Genomic DNA, 22,690 nt, shown 5'->3' with positions numbered 1-22,690 from the left:
TTTTTTACAAAAAGAATGATGCATCAAATTGTTCTGGAATGCAATAGTTAATAGTGACGTTGTTTGTTATAAAAAATTTCTATGTATTCAAATATTGCAGTTCTAGTTTGTTGAGCAGAGTGTTGTGAAGTATCAATAAGTATTTCTCTTTTCAATGAGCTAAAGAAGCTTTCTGCAACAGAATTGTCGTAACAACAGCCTTTATTACTCATCTATATTCTTTACAGCTAAGAGATATTGATACCCTTGCGCAGTATATTGTGAACCTTGGTCACTGTGCAGCAGTAGATTTTTAACAGGTTTACGCCTATTAATGGCCATTAATAAAGAGTTCATAACCAATTGTTTATTTATTGCACTACTCATTAACTACCATACGTGAGAATTATTGCTGCCAAATATAGCCATCCCTCCTTGGTTTTGATGTAAGTAATCCCATACTTTATTTGGTTGATCAACAATAAAGTTTTGATCTAGTATATTGGGAGCTACAGCTCTATTATCTGTTTGTTGTTTTTTAATTTTAAACTTTCTTCTCAGTATAGCCCTGATGTCATTTTTCTGCATAATACTTTGCACCGTTTTCAAATTGCAACTTTTACCCAAAGCCTTCAATTCAGCATGAATTTTAGGAGCTCCATATCTACATTTAGAAACTTGATATATTTTTTGAATAGCTGCGAGTAGCTCTTTATTTGCTGATTCTCTACTGCTTATTTTTCTTGTGGTCCACTTATAGTAGCCACTAGCAGAAAATCCTACATAATTCCTGTACTTTATAGCAGTTACTATATAAAAAAATATTTTACTCTTTTTGACTGGCCAGGGCTTTTTTTTAAATGTCTCTTTCCCTTGTTACTCTTGCTTTGTAAATCAAACCTCTCTTTGTCATAAGGTGCTACATCTGGAAATGCATTTGCCGCCGACTTTTTTTCGTTGTGTTTCTTTATCCATTTTCCTAATAAACCACCCTTTATTCCTAAATCTCTTGCTATTTTTGTAATTGTTTGACCTGCCTTTCTTTGTTCATTTGCCAGTTTAACAGCTTCCAATTTGAATTCTGCCGTATATTCTCTTACCATTTGGAGAGTAGACCGGCGGAACTTCCCCACCAGTCTCTCGCAGAACTGTGCATGAAGTAGAGTGGGCAGCCAGCGAGTTACTTGTTAAGTACTTTTCCAACAACCCCTCTCCGAACCACGCATGATCGTTTCCGTATCACGTGGCTCTCCAATAATCTAACGTTTTAAGGAGTCACCATCATATTTTCCATATTGGATTTTCTTATGGCATTCATGACAAACAACAAGAGTCTTCCTCTGTCGTTCAATCATTCTCTTTTTCCATTTCGGTAGCTCAGTATTACGTTTACCTAGCAAATCAGCAAGTTTACGTACGTGATGTACTTCAATCTGCTCTTGTGATTTACATAATTCACAAGTTTGTGCCAATAGTCTTTGCTCTATTTCACTACGCTTATTCCATATTGGTATAAGGTTATCACTTATACTTACCCATTTATTCCATTTTAGTGACACAGCACCAAAGTGTGTAATTAATGGTATCTTTGATGGTAAACGATCTACTCTGACTTGGATGACTTTTCGTTTTTCACCTTCGTCGTTTTCAATCATTGCACCAAATTTTCTATAAATTTTCCTGCAAGTTGTTTTGTATTTAGATGCTAAAGTCTTTACTAATGATACTTCCATCACATACTTCAAATAACTTAGTGTGTGAAGGTTGTAGGCCATTTTGTAATATTGTACAATTCCTCGATATTCAGTTTGATACTGAGCAACAATACTGTAAGCTGTATCAAGTGTACGTTGAGGTAAATGTATAGGCTTTCCACAACGCATATATTCAGAACACTTTTTCTGCTTTATATGATGTGGTACACGTAACCCAATACTACCGTTAATACATCGTTGTGTCCGATGATCATGTTTATCATCTGCATGCAAGACGTGTATTTTATAACCTAAAAAATTGGCTTTGCTATCACACGCGTGTGTAATAAGCGTTTTATCTTCATTAAGCATAAGTTTGAGCTCCTCATTGAGGAATTTAGCAATCTCATTTTTAATTTGTTCAGCTTCATTTTTTGGTCCTGCAAACCCTACCAGAATATCATCAGCATACCTAACATACCAAAGACGTCGATAATTTAGATCACAAGAATCCTTAGATGGCATACCCTGCACTAATTGACGCAGTTGTTTTGCTTGATCCCAGTTCCCTTGTTTTCTCATCATCGATACTTGCATGGTTAACCTTAAATATTTTGGATTTGTCTTTCTTCGCTTACCTCGGTTATTTGCTGGTATTAGTATATGTTCCACATGTTTATCTAACCGATCGAGTAATATGTTACTCAAAATTGGACCAATAATAGAACCTTGTGGTACCCCACTATGACTCTTATTGTACTTCCAATTTTCCATATATCCTGCTTTTAGCAGTCGATTGATTAGCTGAATAAAACGGTTATCTTGGAAGCTTTCACTCAGTATTTTCAACAACATAGTATGATCAATTGAGTCATAACATGCACTGAGATCTCCCTCTATAAACCATTTTGTACCTCTGCCTTTTTGCATTACTGCTCTTAATGCAGTGTGGCATCCACGCTTTGGTCGAAATCCATGTGAACATTCACTAAATTTAGGCTCATAGTAGGCTTCCAATATTAATCGGATTACTTCTTGAAGTAACTTATTTGACCATGTTGGCAATCCTAACGGCCTGCGTTTACCACTCTTCTTTAAAATATAGATACGTTTTACTGGTGTCCACCGATATCGCTCATAGCGTAAATCCTCTATGATTTTATCGATTTTCTCCAAAGACATACCATCAACTGTTTCAGTTGTCACACCTTCTGTCATAGCACCTTTATTACGACAAAGTTTGCCATACGCTCGAAGGTAAAGATCACGCTGATAAAGTAGGCGATATACGTTTTTAACCGGCAAATTTCTTTGTCCACGTTCACGTATAATGTTAAGTATTGTTTCAGCTTTCCGCATCTTGCGTACCTCCCAATTTCAACATTCAATTATCTGTCACCCTTTGCCCTGTATGTGGCTTTCCCACGCTCCCCGGTGATTCGTTACTTTCACGACTACTACGATGACTCCGTAACCATAGAACTCGCGTTCCTTAGGTCATCCCATGTTCCGTCACTAAGAACTGTTCTAGATCAACTTAGGTTTTCCATTCATCCTCTTAAATAAGTTCACTACTTATCGTTCTACAGCCAGAATGTCACACAAACGAAAGTTTAATCTGTGCTTACCGTAGACATGGGGTTTTAAATGCGATACCCATGGATGTGAAGTCCCACCCCTGAAGATTAGAATTCAAGCAGTTTAGCTTTAACCATATTGATCAGGTGTTGCAAGCCGTTATCTTACACATCTTCAGATAACTCTCGCTTTACATACATGCTCTTGTCCTCCTTCCCTTTCGGGTTAAAGTTAGTTGTTCACCTCGAGGCCATTTATTCTGAACCCCGCTTAGCTCTGCTAAGTATTTCTTAATGCGTACCACGGCGCACCCTCGCGACTCACACAGCTCCCATTATTCAGTCTTTTGACCTAAAGCTAGTGTCCAGTGGTAAAAAGTATTTGTCCCTTCTTTCCTCATTTTTCCTAGAAGTTGCCTCGCTAGTCTTCCATGATTTCGAAGCTTCTTATACTTTCTTCTGACCCACTTTTCTAGGTGCTGCTCTATGTTTCTCAGAGGTTTATATATCTCTTTCCTGTAAAACCTGCCATAGTACTGATACCAGCCTCTGACTATTGGATTTACTGTCTTTGATATTTCCTCTAATGTTTTGTGTGTATTTCGTAGTATTTTCCAGGACCTTATGGTTGTAGTAATATTTTTCTTGGCCTTGTTGCTAATTGCGGGAAGAAATGAAACAAAATGCTTTCCTATTTTATTTCTTGCTAACCTGGGTCTAAATGTGTAACCCAGAAAATCAAAACTTTGTTTAGGAAATTCATTTTTCCTATTGTCATCCTTGCAGTACACAATTTGTGTCTTTGCAGGATGTAATTTTAGCTTATACTCAGCCAGTCTTTCTTCAATTGCTACCCTCATAAATTCCGCCTGTCTACTACTCTTGCAGTGCACTATCGCATCATCTACATACCTCTCAAATGGTATTGTTGGGCACTTTCGTCTCATCCACTCATCAAATACATGATGCATAAATATGTTTGAGATCAGCGGGCTTATTGAACCTCCTTGCGGAACTCCTTTATCCCTAACTACCTTACTTCCATCTGCTTGCTGAATTGGCGCTTTCATCCATCTTTCAACATACAGTATGACCCATTTGCAGTCTATGTGCCTTTTGATAGCTCGCAATGCCAACTCGTGGTCCAAATTGTCGAAAAATCCTGCTATATCAAGATCTATCGTCCAATCGTACCACCAGCATCTTTTCCTCGCAGTTCCTACCGCATCCAGTGCAGATTTGTTTGGTCTATAACCATATGAATCTTCATGAAACTTCGGGTCTACTAACGGTTCTAGATACATTGTAGCTGCTGTCTGCGCTATCCTGTCCGATACTGAAGGGACACATAAAATTCTTTGTCCCCCTTCTGTACCTTTTGGTATTGCTACAGCTTTTACAGGCTCTGGAAAATAACTTCCAGATGACATTCGATTCCATAGCTTGTACAGATTATCTTTTAGATTTTCTTCAAACTTTGTTATCGTAACCTCATCTACACCAGCAGCACCCTTATTTTTCGATACTTGTTTATAAGCTCTCCAAATAACTTGCTTCGGTATATCAAAAGACTTTGTTTTACTCATTAACTCCTCCCTTTCGGTTGATAAATAATTAAAACTGAATAACTCAGCCCCTTCGCTCCATTTCCATTACAGAAATTTCTTCACTACTACGAGCTGATCCGCCCCTGTTCTTCGCATCGGTACTCTCATCCTTGAAGTTTAGCTTCTTGGATTTCTCCCTTATCATCGAAATGACAGGTTCCCGCAGTTCTACACAATAGCCCAAAATGGATCCGCGCCACCTATATGCCGGACGCCATCTATCCAGTAAACAAGTTTCCGATAGATTTATCCCAGGTTAGGCTAGAACACCTGGTTTTGACATCTTCTATGAAGTTTCGACACTTCATCAGTGGTTCATTTGCATTCGCCTCTCCATTTTACACATGACGCATAATTGCGCCTTTTCCATAACGCTCACTACCATGGCTCTTTACCAAAGCAGCTTATGGCTGTTTGAAGCCTGCTCTTGTAAACCGGCTCCGAGGGACCTACCCTCATCTATTGTGCAGCTTCAACTGATCGCTTCTACGGCACACCTAACCTCCAACTTTTCACTTTTTGCCCTACTTCATAGTCTAGACTTTTTTCCATACAAAGAACCATACATATAATATCTTCTACTATAGCTCAAAGGCTCCAGATATAACGGCAAGAAAAAACCTCTGGAACCTTAAAGTTGGCTGTAGACGCATTAAAGTTCTCTAAAGGTTTCTTTACTACCTGCACGTATTCTATTTACCCACGGAGACAATACTTCATTATTGCTAACCTCTTTTATAGCATACTTTTCATTCCATATGCCACATCTAGTGAAATTACCTTTCTCTACTGCTTCTTGAAGTTTCACTCCTCCAAAAAGACAATTTTTTCCTATTTCTTCTCCTCTTTCTTGTAATTTAGACCACATTTCCTTGTTTTCTACTCTGACTTGTACTTGATCATATTTTTTTACATCGTGGTACAATATAATATTTAGCTTACCAATGCTTGTAGGAAATTCTAACATGACAGAGCTGCCATCTGAAATATCGGTATAGTTTCTTATACCTCCCTTCTCACTTTTAACCTCAACTGCATCATTACCAATTTTTAAAATATTACTTCCTAACTCTCTCAGTATTTTGGCTACCTCTACCTTACTATTCCCAGAAAATTCTATGTACGATGTTGTATTATCTATCTCAACATCTATTAATTCTCCTTCTTGAAGAGCACTTTCGCCAGCTTTCTCTAGTTCTTCTAGTCTCTCATCTATCTGTGGCTGAACTTCTGGCTGTAGCTCATTATAGATTTCACCTATCAATTTATTCTCCAATAAAGTATCATGAAACTCTGCACCGCTTAGCATTAATTTACGTATTAGCTTTTTACGATCAACCTTATCAAATTTATGAAAATGTGTACCTAATACTACATACTCTGCAAAACTCCATTCCCCGTCATCACATGCATTTATTCTTGCTCCTGAGGCTAGTACTTTGTCTATAACTTTATGCAATTCATTTACATTCTTTGCCTCTACCACTTCACTTTTTAACCAGCTCAAAGTTTCTGCACTCGGCTTTATTTTTTTCAAAGCTGAAGCAAATGGATTTTTATCTTCTTGATCACTTACAGGTTTTGTGCCATAAACATAGTCAAATCCTTTCCCATAGTTGATTTGGTTTTCGCGAACTTCTCTACCAGGGAAAGGTGCTATTTCTTCAGGCTTTTTAGCCTTATTAATTTTGCTTACAAAGGTGGATTGCTCCTTAGTACGACCAATTCCTACAATAGCATTTAACACCTCACCTTTCGATAATCTATCAAGATCAATGTTTAACTCGTAAGTACCTCCCTCTTGATCATCAAAAGGTACAATTATTTTATTACTCATATTAGCCTCCGCTATTAAATATACTTTACTAAGTCTATAACCGACTTTATTACTTTATTATTAATTCAATATATACTTTTTCATTAATTATAAGCAATGATTAATGTATTTGCAAATACTTTCTTCATTCAAGTAGTTAAACAACTCATGAAAATCTTCAAACATCTCCTTTATAACAGTCCTTGCTCTTTAAAGCTAAAATACCCAACACTTGTGATGATAATGTGATCCAGCAACCTAATCCCTATAGTCTGACAAGCTTTAGCCAAGTCTTTAGTTACAGCTTCATCCTCATCAGATGGCTTTAACCTTCCTTCTGGGTGGTTATGCGATATTATTATTGACGTCGCTTTTCTTATTAATGCTTTTCTTGTTACTTCTCTTATGTAAAAAGGTACCTTATCCACTGTACCAGTAAACACTTCTTCCCCCTTTAAACGGCACTTTTGATCAAAATATATTATTTTCATCTTTTCCTCCTCTGAATAACCAATACTCACCCTTAAATATTTTACGATGGTTTCCAAGTTATCCATTACAGGTCCTTTTTTTAACTCTTCTCTTGGTACTCTTTTTGCAGCTTCCTTTAGGCATAAAATTACTGCTACTGTAGAGTCAGTTATCCCTTCTATAGTTTTTAAGTCATCTATTTCCTGACCTAAAATTCCTCCTATTCCAAAATTATCCATTAGCTTTCTAGCAATAACTCGAGCTTCTTCCCTGTCATGCACTGCACTTAGAAACGTTTCTATTACTTCACGATCAAGTAGAGCTTTACCGTTGCTTTCTAATGCTCTGAACTCTATTTCTTCTCTACGATCTCTACTACTTTTCTTATTATTCATAAAAATTACCCTTCACTAATAACAAAATGTTTTTATATATTTACTGCTGTTTTTTTGTCAGCATTGGCATAAAGCCATAGCTTTTAAGTGAAGTCAAATCAATTTTTAAATCTTTTTTACTTATTTTTTCATCAAAAAGTAAATATATTAATATGTACTGATTTTTTTATTTTAAATTTGTTGAATTTCGTCTAAAGAGACACCTACTGTTTTTAAAATAATATTGATAGAAATTCCTTCCTTAACTAAATTCTTTGCAATTTTCATCTTCTCTACTTTCTTCACTTTCTCTTTGCAAATTTGTATGCTTTCAAACAGAGATTTTATTAGTACATAACGTAGTTCTTGGCTTTTAATCTTTTTGTATTCTTCTATTAACCTTGATAGCTCTGCTTCACTATTCTCATTTTCTGTTGTTTCTGGAAGCAGATCTGTAATATTAATTAATAGTACCTTTGCTATTTCATCTAACATTTCAAGTGAAACAGCAGACCGTCCTTGTTCATATTCATATATTCTTTGATTTATTACGCCCACTTTGCTTGCTAAATCTTCTTGTGTGTATCCTCTTCTCAACCTCCATTCTTTTATTCTTTGACCTACTTTATACGGAATAGAAATTTTTTTCTCATCATTATCATATTCATCAATAGATAAACTGGTCGTTTGAGAGATAACATGAGCAGAAACTCCTTCCTTAACTAAACCCTTTGCCACTTCTATTTTTACTGCCTTTCCACTTTCTTCCTCACTAATACGGATGAATTTAGTTAATAAATAAAACGTTTCACGTAATTCTTGATCCTTAATCTCTTTATGTCTTCTTACTAGATTTAATACCTCTTCTTCCTCATTTGATACTTCTTGTTCGCAAGCTAGATCTCTAGCAGTTGTTGATAATGCTTCTGCTAATTCATATAACTTCTTAATTGAAATTCTGCGCGTTCCTTTTTCATATTGCAGTATTACCTGATATGTTGTTCCGATTTTTCCCGCTAAATCTTTTTGAGTATACCCCTTTGCTATCCTACAACTTCTTACTTTCTGTCCTACTACTTTATAATATAAAAAATTAGAGTAATTATTCTCTTTTTTCACATTTTATACTCATAATCAGAAGAGCCGTTACGTATACCTAATTGGGAACCTTTTTGACAAACTGAACTCATCTCCTTTCAAACAATTTTTCTATATCACTTAGTTTCATTTCTATATACGTTGGTCTTTCATGACCAGAATATGGAGTTTTCTCAATTTGTCTTAGTATCTCATTCATCTCTTCCAATTTCATTTTTCTTCCTGCTCCATGGCAAGCGATTGTGGCTGATATTTTATTCACCTTATCCTCTATTGGCAACGTATCTTCCATTTCCATTAACTTATCTACTATATCAACTAGCATCTCTTTTATATCTATTGTTCCCAAGATTGCAGGTATTTCTTTTATCGTTACTTTATCTTCTGATTGTATTTCAATATCAAAACCCATTTCAAAAAGCTCATCTTTATAAGTTTTAACCATCCCCATTCCAGCTTGGTTTTTAATTTCAACTGTTTCAGGAAGAAGTTTTTGTCTTTTTATGCTTGATTTTTGCTTTAAGCACTCGTACATCAACCTCTCATAGGCTGCATGTTGATCTACTATAATCAGCCTATCTCCAGCCTCAGCAATAATGTAAGTATTGTGGACCTGACAACGTGCATATCCTAGGGGATGATCCTCTACCAAATCAATTTGCTTCCTTTCTAGAACTATCGCTTCCTTTTGGGGTGGAGATTCTCCATACTTAAACGTTTCTGGTAAGCTTTGCCTTCTTTCATCTGGTGCATTGAATTCTTTCATTAGACGATTTTCTAAAAGACTTGGTCTCTTTTCATAAAACTCTTTTTGATCTTTTTTCTCTTGACTATCAACCTGCTCTTGGCTTTTACTATCATTAAAAATTAGCTCCTCTTCAATACCTTGATCACCCGCTGCAAATCTCGTTGATAGTGTTTTTATTATCCCTCTTCTCACTATTTCATATATTAACCTTTTATTCTGAAATCTTACTTCCGATTTATTTGGATGCACATTTACATCTACTTGGTCATATGGTACTTCTAAATGCAACACTGCAAAAGGATACCTATTGTTTGGAATAAAATCGTGATACGCATATCTAATTGCACCAACAAGTAGATTGTCTTTTATTGGTCTTCCATTAACAAACGTATAGATTTGAGTTGAATTGCCACGACTAATAGTTGGTTTACAGATGTGTCCCGTAAGTTTGATGCCGTCTTCTTCCTCTTTAACTTCCAGCGAATTGCTCTGAAATTCTTCTTCTATTTCACATAATCTGTTGAACAGCGAAGTTTGCTTAACATATTTTAAGAGCTTTTTATTACCAGAAGTGAGAGTAAACCCAATACTATAATTAATCATCGCTAAGTTATTCACAATATCAACAATACTTTGTGTTTCTGCCCTTTCGGTTTTTAGAAACTTTAGTCTATTTGGTGTAGCAAAAAATAAGTCACGAACTTCAATATATGTACCTTGCACCAAAGAACAAGGGGTAATCTCTCTTATTTTTTCTCCTCCCTCATACCTTATAGACCACGCTTCCTTTGCTCCACTTGCCTTAGACGATAATGTCATTCTACTGACTGCTGCAACTGAAGGTAGAGCTTCTCCTCTAAATCCGAGATGCTTGATTTCTATTAACTCACTATCGCTTAATTTTGAAGTAGCGTGGCGCATAAATGCAAGTTCCAAATCTTCCTTTTCTATTCCATTTCCATCATCTATCACAGTAATGAGGTTACGCCCACCACTCTCTATCTTGATCTCTATTTCTGCACTTCCAGCATCTATTGCATTTTCTACTAATTCCTTTACTACACTTGCTGGCCTCTCTATTACCTCTCCCGCTGCTATACGATTTATAGTTTTTGTGTCTAAAAGAATTATTGCCATATTTTCAACTCTCAGTCTGATCAGTTTAATATCAATTAAAATCAGATTGTCTATTAAATTCTATTCTAAGCCCTTTCATGAAGATCATTAGAATTATGTATAATTATTAATGCTTTTTAAGTGGATTTCCTATTGTTCTTTCTAAGTTCCTTGGTGCACGTAACGATTATTCTTTAAAAAGAATATTGGCTACTGAGAAGAATGAAGACATCTTCATCAGAAAAAAAAGGGGCAAAAACAGAGAAAATTGATGTAACTACTTAAGGAAGGTGTCTCTATTGCAGATGAGACAGCTGATCACTCATGATCAAATAAAAAAGTTATAAGCACACAGATTGGATTACAGTATCTTTTTTAAGAAGAAGATTTATCTTGCTTAAAAACTTGTAGATACTATATTTTACATAAATTCTTCATGCGAGGCCTTTATGTTTACTAATAGAATATCTAATAATCTGGATCAGCTACAATTTTTTGTAGAGTTTTTAAATGAAAATTATGAAACTCAGAAACATCTTAGTCTTACACCACTACATTTAGCAGCAGGAAATGGTCAGTTGGATTTAGTCAACACTTTATTAGGAGAGGGTTTAGATATTAACTCAGAGATTAAGTACGATGGCTTTACGCCACTGTATTTTGCAATTGCAAAAAATCGCTTAGAGATGGTTAACTTTCTTATTGCTCATGGAGCAGATGTAAACCATAAGACCATTCTAGGCTTTACACCTTTAAGTTTTGCATCCCAGCAAGGATATTTAGATATAGTCAACACCTTGATTGCAAATGGAGCAGATCTTAGTACTAAAACAGATAAACTTAATACACCTTTACACCTAGCAGTAGAGAATGGTCATCTAGATATAGTAAATGTTTTTATTGAAAAGGGATTAGATGTTAATGCTGTAAATAATGATCGAGCAAGACCTTTGCATTCTGCAGTACAAAATGGTAACCTCGAAATAGTTAAAGCTCTTATTTCACAAGGGTCTGACATTAACGCTGGATCTTCAGGCATAGGTAATCGTAAAGTTGATGCAAACATTACACCCTTACATCTGGGAACACAAACTGGTAGGTTAGATATAGTTAAAGTTCTTCTTGAAGCGGGAGCAAACGTTAATGCAAAAACAGATGATAAGATTACACCTCTACATTTAGCGTCTCAAAATGGCTTTTTAGAGTTAGTAGACATTTTACTAAAAGCAAAATCTAATGTTAATGCTAAGGATTATGAGAATCTTACACCTCTGCATTTAGCAGCAGAACGTAATCACTTTGGAGTAGTTAAGTCTCTTCTTCTCGTAAAGGGAATTGATGTTAATGCTAAAGGCCACGATAATTCCACAGCTTTACATATAGGATCTCAGAATGGTCACTTAGAAGTAGTGAAGCTACTAATAGAGAAAAAAGCCAATGTTAATGCTAAAAAAAACGAAGGTTTTACACCTTTGCATCTAGCAATGCAGCAAAGTCATTTCGAGGTGAGTGATTTTTTAATTAAAAATGGAGCAAACATTAACACCGTGGATGATCAGAATTGGACTCCTTTACATAATGCAGCATATAATGGTTTTTCTTTAAAAATAGTAGAGAGCTTAATTGCAAAAGGAGCAAATATAAATGCAAAGATGGATGATGGTAGAAGAGCTCTACATTTAGCAGCAGAACATAATCACTTGGAAATAATGAATTTCTTGATTGAAAATGGAGCAGATATTAATGCTCTAGATAACAGAAGTTGGACTCCTCTACATTGTGCAGCATATGATGGTAATTTAGAAGTTGCTAAATCTTTGCTTGAGAAAGGAGCAGACATTAATGCTAAAACAGTTAAAAGTACTACACCTCTACACTTTGCAGTAGACCATGATCATTTAGAGGTGGTTGAATTGCTCTTAGAAAAGGAAGCAGATATTAATGCTCTAGATCACACAAATTGGACTCCTTTACATTTTGCAGCAGAAAAAGGTTATGATCAGATAGCAACCATTCTATTGAAACATGGTGCTGATGCAAATGTAAAAGAAAATCAAAATAAAGGCACAGCCCTACATCTTGCAGCTCAATATGGTCATCCTAAGGTAGTCAAAACCCTTATTATAAGTGGAGCAGATGTTAATGCAAAAATGGATAAAAATGCTACACCTTTACACTTAGGGGCACAAATTGGTAATTTAGATATAGTTAGGTCTCTACTTATGAGCGGAGCATACTTTAATGCTAGAGCTGAAGGAGGTAGATATGTTTTACCATTACACTTTGCAGAAAGAAGAGGAAACCCAGAAGTAATAAAATTACTAAAATTGGTTGAGAAGTTATTTAAGGCTATAGAAGATAATAATTATTTAGGAATTGAGAGTTCCATTAGAGATGGAGCAATCATTGATTCGAAAAACGTGGATGGAAGAACGCCATTACATTATGCTGTTAATAATGGGCACATAAAAGTTGTAAATATCTTGCTAGCAAATGGAGCTGATGCTACTAAAGTTACTAACAAAGGTAATACACCATTACACACTGCTGCTTCCAAAGGTCATAAAGAAATTATTGAAGCTTTGTTACAACGTGTAAGCCACAATAAATTGAGTGATTTTATTAATGCTAAAACAATAGTTAAAGGCACTACATCGTTGCATGTTGCTACTGAAAATAGCTTTTTTGAAGCTGTAAAGTCTTTGTTAAAACATGGTGCAATTTATAACATTAAGAATAAAGAAGGTAAAACACCACTTGATCTTTCTCGAGACCAGAATATTACTAACCTATTGAAATTAGTAGAAGAGCTATTTGAGGATGCAAAAAATGGTAATGTTGAAATTATCAGTAAGCTGAAAGCAATAAAACCCGATGAGTGCGTAGCTGTAACAAATGCTCGTGATGATCAAGGCAAGTCATTAGTCCAGGTTGCAGTAATCAATAAACACTCAAACCTTGCAAGTAGATTATTAGAAATATTAAAAAGTCCAGATCAGAGTTTACAAGATGTCAGCGTAGAAAATCGAGTAAAGAGTTTGAAGTTATAGCTTTCTTAAATGAAACTCTAATGAGGGTGCCAAGATCTAGAAAATATACAAAAATTTTGTTACAAAATAGTGAAATTTAGGAGGATTTTAAAAATATGCTAAATAATAATATTAACAAAGAATTAGAAAAAGCAGTCTATGAACGAAACTTAGAAAAAGTTAAAGCTCTTTTGTCTGCAGGTGCTAATGCTAACCTTAGAGTAGAAAGGAATAGAGATACGTTACTTCATACTACTAGTAGTGTAGAAATTACTAAAGAGCTTTTGTTAGGTGGTGCCGAAGTCAATTCAAGAAACATGTATAGTGAAACTCCACTACATTCTGCTATAACACTGGGGAAGGAATTAGAATTAGTTAGAGAACTTCTGAAACATGGTGCTGATGTAAATGCAACAAACCGTAAAGGCAATACTGCACTGAACCATGCTGTAAAAAAAAGTGGTAAAAATCTGGAAGTAGTTAAAGAACTATTAGAATATGGAGCTGATATTAATATAAGAAATCGTGAACGACGGCTTTATGATAATTGTTCCACATCTTTAGATAACGCTGTAAGTGATCTAGCATGCGCTAAATTGTTGATTAAATTTACTTTAGTAAGGAACTTCAATAAGGATTACGGAAAAATTATTGACTTATCTCCTTATAAAGGATGCAGTAATTACAGTAAATTATCAAGTTATCTAGATGACTGTGTTTGTGAAATTCTTCAAATGAAAACAGATGAAATAAAAGATAGCCTTCCACTATATGAATTTGTTACAAATAATTTCAACATACATGTACTATATAATAATCAATTATCTGTAAGACTAGCAAAAATTGATTATTCCATACGCTATCCTATATATAATGATATCATATTAGATAAGGTAAAACCTTTTTTAGAAAGAGCAGATTTGTTAAATAAGTTAAGTAAGATACAATTTTATACTAAATTAGATGTGGCAGATCAAGATGCCAAAGAAAAGAAAATTATTCTGGATCATGATTCTACATATAATATAACTGAATATCTATCTAATGATAACTTGTTAAACTTTATAGTAGCGTTTGATGATTCCAATAAACGTACTTTTCAATCTTTAAGTTCCTTAAATAATCTCGTAGAGCCTGGTACAAGACTTTATGAAACTTCTATAAGTAATGATACCAAACGTGCAAGATTAGAATAAATACATTTTTTGTCAGTACTAGAGTTTTTTATGAACAACAATTAGTCGTATGGTTCCAGAGAGGTGATACATAAGAGATTGCTATAATGCCAAAACACTAAACTTAGTGCTTTTTTATGTAAGTTGATCATCATTTCTCTTTGTTGTTTTCAAACGGGTTATTATTAGTAGGTGTTACTAAAAATTTAAACAACCAACACATTTCCCACACCCAAAATCAAATGTTGTGAAGGCTTTTCGTCCTGAAATTGCAGAATTAGTAGATATTCTCTCAAAAATATTTTATTAACAAAAGATGCTATTTTAATTTTTGCCATATTAAGTAAACTTTGCTATTCTAATACTGGTGTAAATATATCTCAGAGAGGGTTTATGCATGTACCTAAACAACAAACCAGTTTTTATCAAGAAGATAAACAGTTTTTATCACGTTCTTACACATCAAAAGAGGAGTTTATTAGAGAATATAAAAAGCTCTACCGCAGAAAAGCAAAAGCTGAAGAACTTTATCTCCTGGTTTTAACTGAACTCGAAGAGGCAATATCAGATGGTAATGTCGACAGCTTAAAAAAATTAAGCAATTTTATTGATTACATAAGTGATGCAGAAGATCAAGTAACTTTGAGAGACTATTATGATAATGCTAACAATCCTGTTAAGAGTACTAACTTAGTTATCTTAGCTTGTAAACACAATAAGGTAAAGATTTTAGAATACCTACTTGGCAATAATAGTAAAATTCTCAGTAATTTATCTGTTGGCATCAGAGAAACTACTATATTACCAGATGATGAGGATGAAACATGCCATAATGCGTTTTATTATGCTATACGTTCAGGTAATGTTGAACTTCTTGATACACTCATTAATAAATGGCCAGGCAATTATTTTGCTGTTCATTTCAGGGAATTAGATGAAATTCTTTCACGAGCTTATGAGGAATTAAAACTAAAGAACGTATTCTTGTCAGAAGAGATAGAAATTTTTGTTGAAAATAAGTTGATAAACCTCCGTTTTTTCTCTAGTGCTTCTGGACAAGATCAGAATGTGAAGAGTTATCTTAATAACATAAGAGAGCGGATTGAGTTAGTACTTCAAAATATTAGCCTGTTAAAGGCAGAGTATTCAAACACAGAAAAAGTAGATGAAAAGTTTTTATTCATAGCAAAGTTTATTGCACAAAATATTCATATATTAAAGCGGCAGTTGAAATCAACCTACGATAGACTACCTTGGGAAGAAATGGAATTTTGTTTGATCAGTTTTGTTTCTTCTCACATAAAACGACAGGAAATGAATCTATTCTATAATGCCACATTGAATAAAAGTAAAATACTAAACCACTTAGAAAATTTTGCAAAGAAACTTAAAGAAGAAAAAGATATTATAGAAGGTGTGGACATTGGTAAATTTGCTGATCTCCCAAAGTTAAAACGTGAGAGGGTTGTTGCAGAGATCGTTAGAAATTATCCTCAATTTGGAGAGTTGTATAGCGATTATCAACAAATTAGAGATATTCATTCTTTAGAGAAAATAAGTGATTATATAAAGTTGGCGTTATCAGCTGATCCTAAACAAAGGGAAGGGCAGTTAATTATTACAAGGGTTTTACAAGTTATTGGTGAATATTTAAAAAACACCCTAGAATCTCCTAAGTTATCTAGCACTACAAGCGAGCTTCTTCTACTATCATTACCAAAGAACACAAGAGAAGTCATTATAGATTTACGTAATTCACTATCACATGCTTACTCGCTCTCTAAGAGAACAGAGATTGAAGAAAATACAGATGTTAGCTTTTTTATTGGTGTTCAAAATAATACTAAAAGGATCGATAATGTAATTACTGGCATTCTTTACAATAACAAGATTAAAATAATCATAATGTTGCTAAAGAAAATTACCAGTAGTGAAAACTTAGACGAGATAAAAGAAGTTGCTGGAATATTTAGTAACGTTGAATTAGATGAAATGATTACAGAGAGTTTTAAAGTGATGGAACATGATAAGCTTGAAAAACTCATAAAAGAATTAAGCAATAATATAACTGACAAGACGAATTATGAAAAGGAGCTGTTTAATAAAATTGATAACATAATCAATTTTGCAAAAACTAAATCAAAAAATATCAGAACTGATTATGTTACGGCGTTTATATCATTAAAGAGCTTAGATGTTGGTTTGAATGACAATAAGATTGACCATAATGTTATTAGAGGAATAAAATTCTTTGCTAATAAAGCACTAGAGAATATTCCTTTCCAAATAGAGTCTCACAATCTTAAAGAAATAGCCGAACTATCAATGAAAATTTCTCATAGTGTTAGGTCAAGAATACAGGATGACAACCTTGATAAAGTAAATAGATTAACTTGTGAGATTTTTTACATTGCTGAACTTGGAACAGGTGACCTTAAATGGATTGAGGAATTAAGAAACAAGTTGAATGAGAAAGGTGCGTTTATTCCTACATATAAACAAAGGAAGGCTTACAACATAACAGAAGAAAAATACAATAACCAGCTTGAACTGAAGTTATCTGAACTGAAAAGTATTTTGAGGAATAACGCATTAAGTGGCAAGTTAACTGAAAAGCTCCCTTCCTACAAGAGGAATAAAAAGTTGCAAGCAGTAGTAGAAATGCTTGTTCTGGATATAATGTCAATCTTAGGTAGATCAGAGAAGCATCTAGAAAACAATCTACTTTTTTTAGATGATAACACTCCTTTATTAACTGGAAAATGTTTGCGTAATCATTTAGCACACGATAATACCTTAGTTGATGTATTGTTATCTGATCCCTCAATAGCAGTTATCTTGAACGCTAAAAAACTTATTTCAGAAAATGTAATAAAAAGTAAGAAGAAAATTGGCAAGTCGGTAAGAGATGATCCTTCCAAGCTGAAAGATAAATACGATCAAAACCTTATCACTATTACTAATCAGGAAAAAATGTTTGCTGCGTTGGAAGAAGGAAATCTTGAAGACTTAAAGAGTTATCTCAAAAAAGGAGCAGACATCAATGCTAGAAGTATTAACTCATGGACTACATTACATTTTGCTGCTAAGGGACCTAGTCTTGAAATTATAAAATTTGTTCTTAATCAAAATTTAGACGTTAATGTTAAAGATATTAATGGTCAAAGCCCACTACATATTGCTGCTGCATATGGAAGGAAAAATATTGTGGAATTTTTTATAGGAAAAACAGGTGTATATGTTGATGATCTAGATAATAGTGGCAAAACATCACTACATATTGCAGCTAAAAATGGTCACAAAGATGCTGTTGAAATTCTACTAAAAAATAATGCTAATACTAATACCAAAGATATAGCTGGTTTTTCACCTTTACACTATGCAATAAAAAACAATCATATTGATGTTGCTAAGATTATGCTGGAAAAAGAAGCGAATGTTGACATCAACGAAACTATGGGTGGCTTTACTTCACTACATATAGCTGCAGAAAGTGGTTATCTAGAGCTAGTTAATTTTTTACTGAAAAATGAGGCAAATGTTAATGCAAGAAACGATAAGGAGGGAATACCATTACATACAGCAGCACTAAATGGCCACCTAGAAGTAGTGAATGCTTTAATTCTCAAAGGAGCCGATGTTAACTCCAGAGTTATAGATGGTTGTACACCATTACACTATGCAATAGAAAACGGTCATGAAAAGATAGCTAATATTTTATTGAAGCATGGAGCTAATGTTAATGTTGTTGACAAAACCTATAATAACACACCTTTGCACTACGCAGCAAAAGATGGACATGAGAAAATTGTTAAGGCTTTACTGACAAATAAGGCAAATGCTAGTATTGCCACTGTGGAAGGTATAACCCCACTACATTTTGCAGTGCAGAGTGGCCACTTGAAGATAGTTGTTGCTCTTCTCGAGCATGGGGTTAACATTCGCGCTAAAGATAAAAATAATGCTACGCCATTACACTATGCAGCAGAGAGTGGTCATAAGGCAGTTGCTGAGCTTTTAATAAAAAATGGAGTAGAAATCAATGATAAAGCCAATAATAATCTAACACCATTACATGTAGCTGCTCTGAAAGGTCACAAAGATATTATTGAACTCCTAATAAGAAATAAAGCTGAAGTTAGAGCTCAAGACATTAAGGGTAGTACACCATTACATGCAGCTGCGATGAATGGTAGCAAAGATATTATTGGTCTTCTAATAAAAAATAAAGCTGAAGTTGATGCTAGAACTAATGATGGCATGACGCCATTGCATGTAGCTGCTCTAAGTGGACATAAAGACGTTATTGCTTTTCTAATCAAAAGTAAAGCTGAAGTCAATACTAGTGCTAATTATGGTCTTACACCTTTACATGCAGCTATTGTAGGGGGTCACAAAGATATTGTGAACCTTTTAATAAAAAATGAAGCCAAAGTTAATATGGAAGGTATTGCAGGTAGTACACCATTACATGTAGCTGTGGAGGGAGGTTATAAAGAAATCGTTGGAATTTTGGTAGCAAATAGAGCCAATGTTAATGTTAAGAGTAACAACCTAACACCATTGCTTTCTGCTATTAAGCATAATCATAAGGAAATCGTTGAAGTTCTTGTAGAAAATGGAGCTAGTGTTAATGCAGAAGGTGGTGAACCTTTATCATTAGCAGTGCTCGCTGGTTATAGGGATATTGTAGAGATTTTGCTAAAAAACAAGGCCCGTATTAATATGAAAGGTCCTGAAGATGCTACACTATTACATTTGGCTGCTAAAAGAGGTCACAAGGAAATAGTAAATGCTCTGATAGCAAGGGGAGCCAATGTTGATGCTATGACTATTAATAGTACAACACCATTGTATCTTGCGGCACAAGAAGGCCATGAAGAAGTTGCTGAAATTTTGATAGCAAACAGGGCTAACGTTAACGTTGTAAATGTTGAAGGTGCTCCACTACATATAGCTGCAGGACACGGCCATGTTAATGTTATTGAAGTCCTATTAAGTAATGGAGCAAAAGTTAATGTTAAGGACAATAAGAGCAGAACACCTTTAGAATTAGCAGTTGCACATGGTCATTTGCAAGTGGTGAAAATGTTACTGCAGTATAAAAAAGTAGATATGAACGCTAAAGGCAACGATGATTGGACGATACTGCACATTGCTTCACAGGAAAATAACTTAGAAATGGTAAAATGTCTAGTAGATGAAGGATCTAATATTAATGCTAAAAATGCCTCTGGATCAAAGCCTATACACATTGCAGCTAGAGAAGGTTATAAAGATACCGTAGAGTTTTTTCTTAGCAAGGGGTTGAGTATTAATGAGCTTGGTACAGCTAACCAGACATTACTACACTATGCTGCAATGAAAGGTCGGTTAGAAGTTGTAAAGTATTTGATAGCACAAGGTGCTGACGTTAATGCTAAAGATACTAATGGCTTAACCCCTATGCATATTGCTGCTAATTTTGGTTATAAAGACGTTATTGAAGTTTTATTAAAAAATGGTGCAGTTTATAACGCTGTTGACAAGCTTTGTAGAAGACCATTAGAAATGACTAACGATAAAGACGTTATCAATCTATTAGCATCAACTGAGAAATTATTTGAGGCTGTAAAACGTAATAGCTCTTCAGAGGTTGAGAATTACATTAAAGCAGGAGCGTTTGTTAATGCCAAAAATGCTGATAGTGTAACACCATTATATTATGCTGCATGGAAGGGCTATGATGGAGTTGTCAATATTCTATTACAAAATAAAGCTAATCCTAATGTGGTTGGTAACAAGGGATTTACTCCTATACATTATGCTGCTAAGTTCTCACATTTAAAAATTGTAAAAGCTTTACTGTCCCATGGTGCAGTATATAATGCTGTTTCTGACAGCGGTAAAACACCATCAGACTTCACTGTAGATAGAGATATAACTAGTTTATTTAAGTTAATTAGTGAATCATTTAAAAAAGTTAAAGAAGGTAATGCTCAAGTTATTAATGACCTAAATAAGATAAAGGATATTGATACAGTAAAAGCAGTGATGAGTGCTCGTAATAGAGAGAACAAAACGTTAGTAGTTGCTGCAGTACATAGTAACTTTTCAAAAGTCGAGCAGTTAAAGCAGATATTGCAAAGAGACGTATCTGCTCAGATTGATACAGCTTTAGTGCTCTTGAATCAAGGTAATTACCAAAAAGCCTTAAGTATTTTCAGAAGCGCATTTGAAAGAAGAAAAGAAATACTAGGACCAGACAATCCTGGTACTTTAGATATTCAGACATATATAGCCAAAGTGCTATATAAGCAAGGAATTTATCAAGAAGCTTTAAGTATGCTTGAAGAGATTTTTCAGAAACAAAAAGAAATTCTGGGTTTAAACGATAAGGATACTTTAAGTACAAGAAGTACAATCGCTTTAGTGCTGCATAGACAGGGGAAAGATGAAGAAGCTTTTAATATTTATCAAGAAGTCTATCAGAGACAAAAGGAAATACTAGGGTCAAATCATTCAGATACCTTAAATACTCAGTTTCACATGGCATTAGTATTAGATAAACAGGGAAAATATGAAGAAGCGTTAAATATCAATAGGGCAGTTTTTGAAAAGAGGAAAGAAACACTAGGTACACATGATCTAGCCACTGTGAGTGCCAAAAATAATATAGCAATGGTACTAGCTAACCAAGGTAAATACGAAGAGTCCTTAAAAATCTATAAAGAGGTTTTTGAAAAGAAGAAAATAATTTTAGGTATTAATCATGCTGATACCTTGAGAACGTTACATAACATTGCTGGGGTACTCTTCAATCAAAATAAATATCATGAAGCCTTGAAAGCTTTTCAAGAGGTTTTAAATATCCAGAAAAAAGCTTTACAACAAAATCACCCAGAAACCTTGAATACTCAATACAACATAGCAAATGTACTTTTTGCTCAAGGGAAATGGATCAGCGCACTTAAAGTCTACAGAGAAAGTTTTGATCAAAGAAAAGCTGTTTTTGGACCAAGTCATCCGAGTGTTTTAGATATTTTAAAAAAGATAGAGATGATTAATTTTAGATTTAAGCTTGAGGGTAGCGAAGCATCAGAGGTTCTCCAGCATCTGCAGAAAGATATCAACATTGCTGCTAGTAAAGGTGATATACGAACTGTTCAGCGTCTGTTAAAAGATGGAGCTGATGCCAACGATAAAGATATTGATGGAAGAACACCGTTGCATTACGCTGTTAGCAATGGACACATAGATATTGTAAACATCTTACTAACAAATGGAGCTAATGTTAGTCAAGTTACTAATAAAGGTAATACACCATTACACACTGCTACTTCCAAATGTTACAAAGAAATTGTTGAGGTTCTGTTACAACATATCAGTCATGATAAATTAAATGACTTTGTTAATGCTAAAACTACTTCTAGTGGTACTACATCACTTCATGTTGCAGCTAAAGGTGGCTCCTTGGAAGTTGTAAAATCTTTATTAAAACATGGTGCAATTTATAACATTGAGAACAAAGAAGGTAAAATACCTATTGATCTTTCTAAGGACCAAAAAGTTACTAACCTACTGAAATTAATTGAAGAATTGTTTGGAGATGCAAAAAAAGGTAATGTTGAAATTATCAGCAAGCTTAAAGCAGTAAAACCTGATGAGTTTATAGCTGTAACAAATGCTCGTAATAATCAAGGGAATACATTATTGCAAGTTGCTATAGCCAATAAACATAAGAATATTGCAACTAAATTGTTAAAAATGCTGAAGGAGCCAGATCAAAATTTACAAGACGTCAATATAGAAAGTGGAGTTAAAAGTTTGAAACTTTGAATAATACTATTGAAATATTTATATATAACCTAAGTTAATATTATACTTAAATCAGTTACAATATCTGAGTTTCAGCAAGCCATAGAGTCAAATTAAGGAAAGTAGATATAGAAAAAAGTACAAATTTTTGGTACATGGGCTACTTTATACTCCACATCACAGCTACAAGTTTACCATTTTATTCTATT

Annotated in this window: 10 protein-coding genes and 1 pseudogene; 3 read left to right on the top strand and 8 right to left on the bottom strand. The window is 34.3% G+C overall.

Annotated features, from left to right (window positions below; genetic code table 11):
* Positions 1 to 4: 4 nt before the first annotated feature.
* The 8 genes and pseudogenes from ACJZL3_RS03865 to mutL all read right to left on the bottom strand — a co-directional run bounded on the left by ACJZL3_RS03865 (position 5) and on the right by mutL (position 10,501).
* Positions 5 to 1,082 (bottom strand): annotated as a pseudogene (locus ACJZL3_RS03865) (IS3 family transposase).
* Positions 1,083 to 1,238: 156 nt separating this feature from the next.
* Complete coding sequence (locus ACJZL3_RS03860; protein ID WP_253309139.1) at positions 1,239 to 3,032, bottom strand: reverse transcriptase/maturase family protein; 1,794 nt, start codon at positions 3,030 to 3,032, stop codon at positions 1,239 to 1,241.
* A gap of 553 nt (positions 3,033 to 3,585) precedes the next feature.
* Complete coding sequence (ltrA, locus tag ACJZL3_RS03855; protein WP_419198592.1) at positions 3,586 to 4,836, bottom strand: group II intron reverse transcriptase/maturase; 1,251 nt, start codon at positions 4,834 to 4,836, stop codon at positions 3,586 to 3,588.
* A gap of 43 nt (positions 4,837 to 4,879) precedes the next feature.
* Complete coding sequence (locus ACJZL3_RS03850; RefSeq protein WP_419198591.1) at positions 4,880 to 5,002, bottom strand: hypothetical protein; 123 nt, start codon at positions 5,000 to 5,002, stop codon at positions 4,880 to 4,882.
* Positions 5,003 to 5,509: 507 nt separating this feature from the next.
* Positions 5,510 to 6,694 carry a hypothetical protein gene (locus ACJZL3_RS03845; protein WP_419198590.1) on the bottom strand — a complete coding sequence of 395 codons (1,185 nt, stop codon included), beginning with the start codon at positions 6,692 to 6,694 and terminating at the stop codon, positions 5,510 to 5,512.
* Between the two features lie 170 nt (positions 6,695 to 6,864).
* The gene (locus ACJZL3_RS03840) at positions 6,865 to 7,539 is read right to left on the bottom strand and encodes a JAB domain-containing protein (RefSeq protein WP_419198589.1); all 675 of its coding nucleotides are present in this window, start codon (positions 7,537 to 7,539) and stop codon (positions 6,865 to 6,867) included.
* 171 nt (positions 7,540 to 7,710) lie between these two features.
* On the bottom strand, positions 7,711 to 8,637 hold the full coding sequence (gene wmk / locus ACJZL3_RS03835) for a WO male-killing family protein Wmk (protein WP_419198588.1): 927 nt from the start codon (positions 8,635 to 8,637) through the stop codon (positions 7,711 to 7,713).
* Between the two features lie 67 nt (positions 8,638 to 8,704).
* Positions 8,705 to 10,501, bottom strand: coding sequence for a DNA mismatch repair endonuclease MutL (gene mutL / locus ACJZL3_RS03830; RefSeq protein ID WP_419198587.1), 1,797 nt, complete (start codon positions 10,499 to 10,501; stop codon positions 8,705 to 8,707).
* Positions 10,502 to 10,929: 428 nt separating this feature from the next.
* Between mutL and ACJZL3_RS03825 the strand changes: the two genes are divergently transcribed.
* The 3 genes from ACJZL3_RS03825 to ACJZL3_RS03815 all read left to right on the top strand — a co-directional run bounded on the left by ACJZL3_RS03825 (position 10,930) and on the right by ACJZL3_RS03815 (position 22,502).
* Complete coding sequence (locus ACJZL3_RS03825) at positions 10,930 to 13,530, top strand: ankyrin repeat domain-containing protein (protein WP_419198586.1); 2,601 nt, start codon at positions 10,930 to 10,932, stop codon at positions 13,528 to 13,530.
* A 95-nt stretch (positions 13,531 to 13,625) separates the two neighbouring features.
* The gene (locus tag ACJZL3_RS03820; protein ID WP_174516910.1) at positions 13,626 to 14,705 is read left to right on the top strand and encodes an ankyrin repeat domain-containing protein; all 1,080 of its coding nucleotides are present in this window, start codon (positions 13,626 to 13,628) and stop codon (positions 14,703 to 14,705) included.
* A 372-nt stretch (positions 14,706 to 15,077) separates the two neighbouring features.
* Complete coding sequence (locus ACJZL3_RS03815; RefSeq protein ID WP_419198585.1) at positions 15,078 to 22,502, top strand: ankyrin repeat domain-containing protein; 7,425 nt, start codon at positions 15,078 to 15,080, stop codon at positions 22,500 to 22,502.
* Positions 22,503 to 22,690: the final 188 nt, after the last annotated feature.

Origin of the sequence: Wolbachia endosymbiont of Rhagoletis cingulata, assembly GCF_048537655.1 — a bacterium.
In the GTDB taxonomy this organism is placed as follows: domain Bacteria; phylum Pseudomonadota; class Alphaproteobacteria; order Rickettsiales; family Anaplasmataceae; genus Wolbachia; species Wolbachia pipientis.
This window is presented reverse-complemented; position numbering and strand designations above follow the sequence as displayed.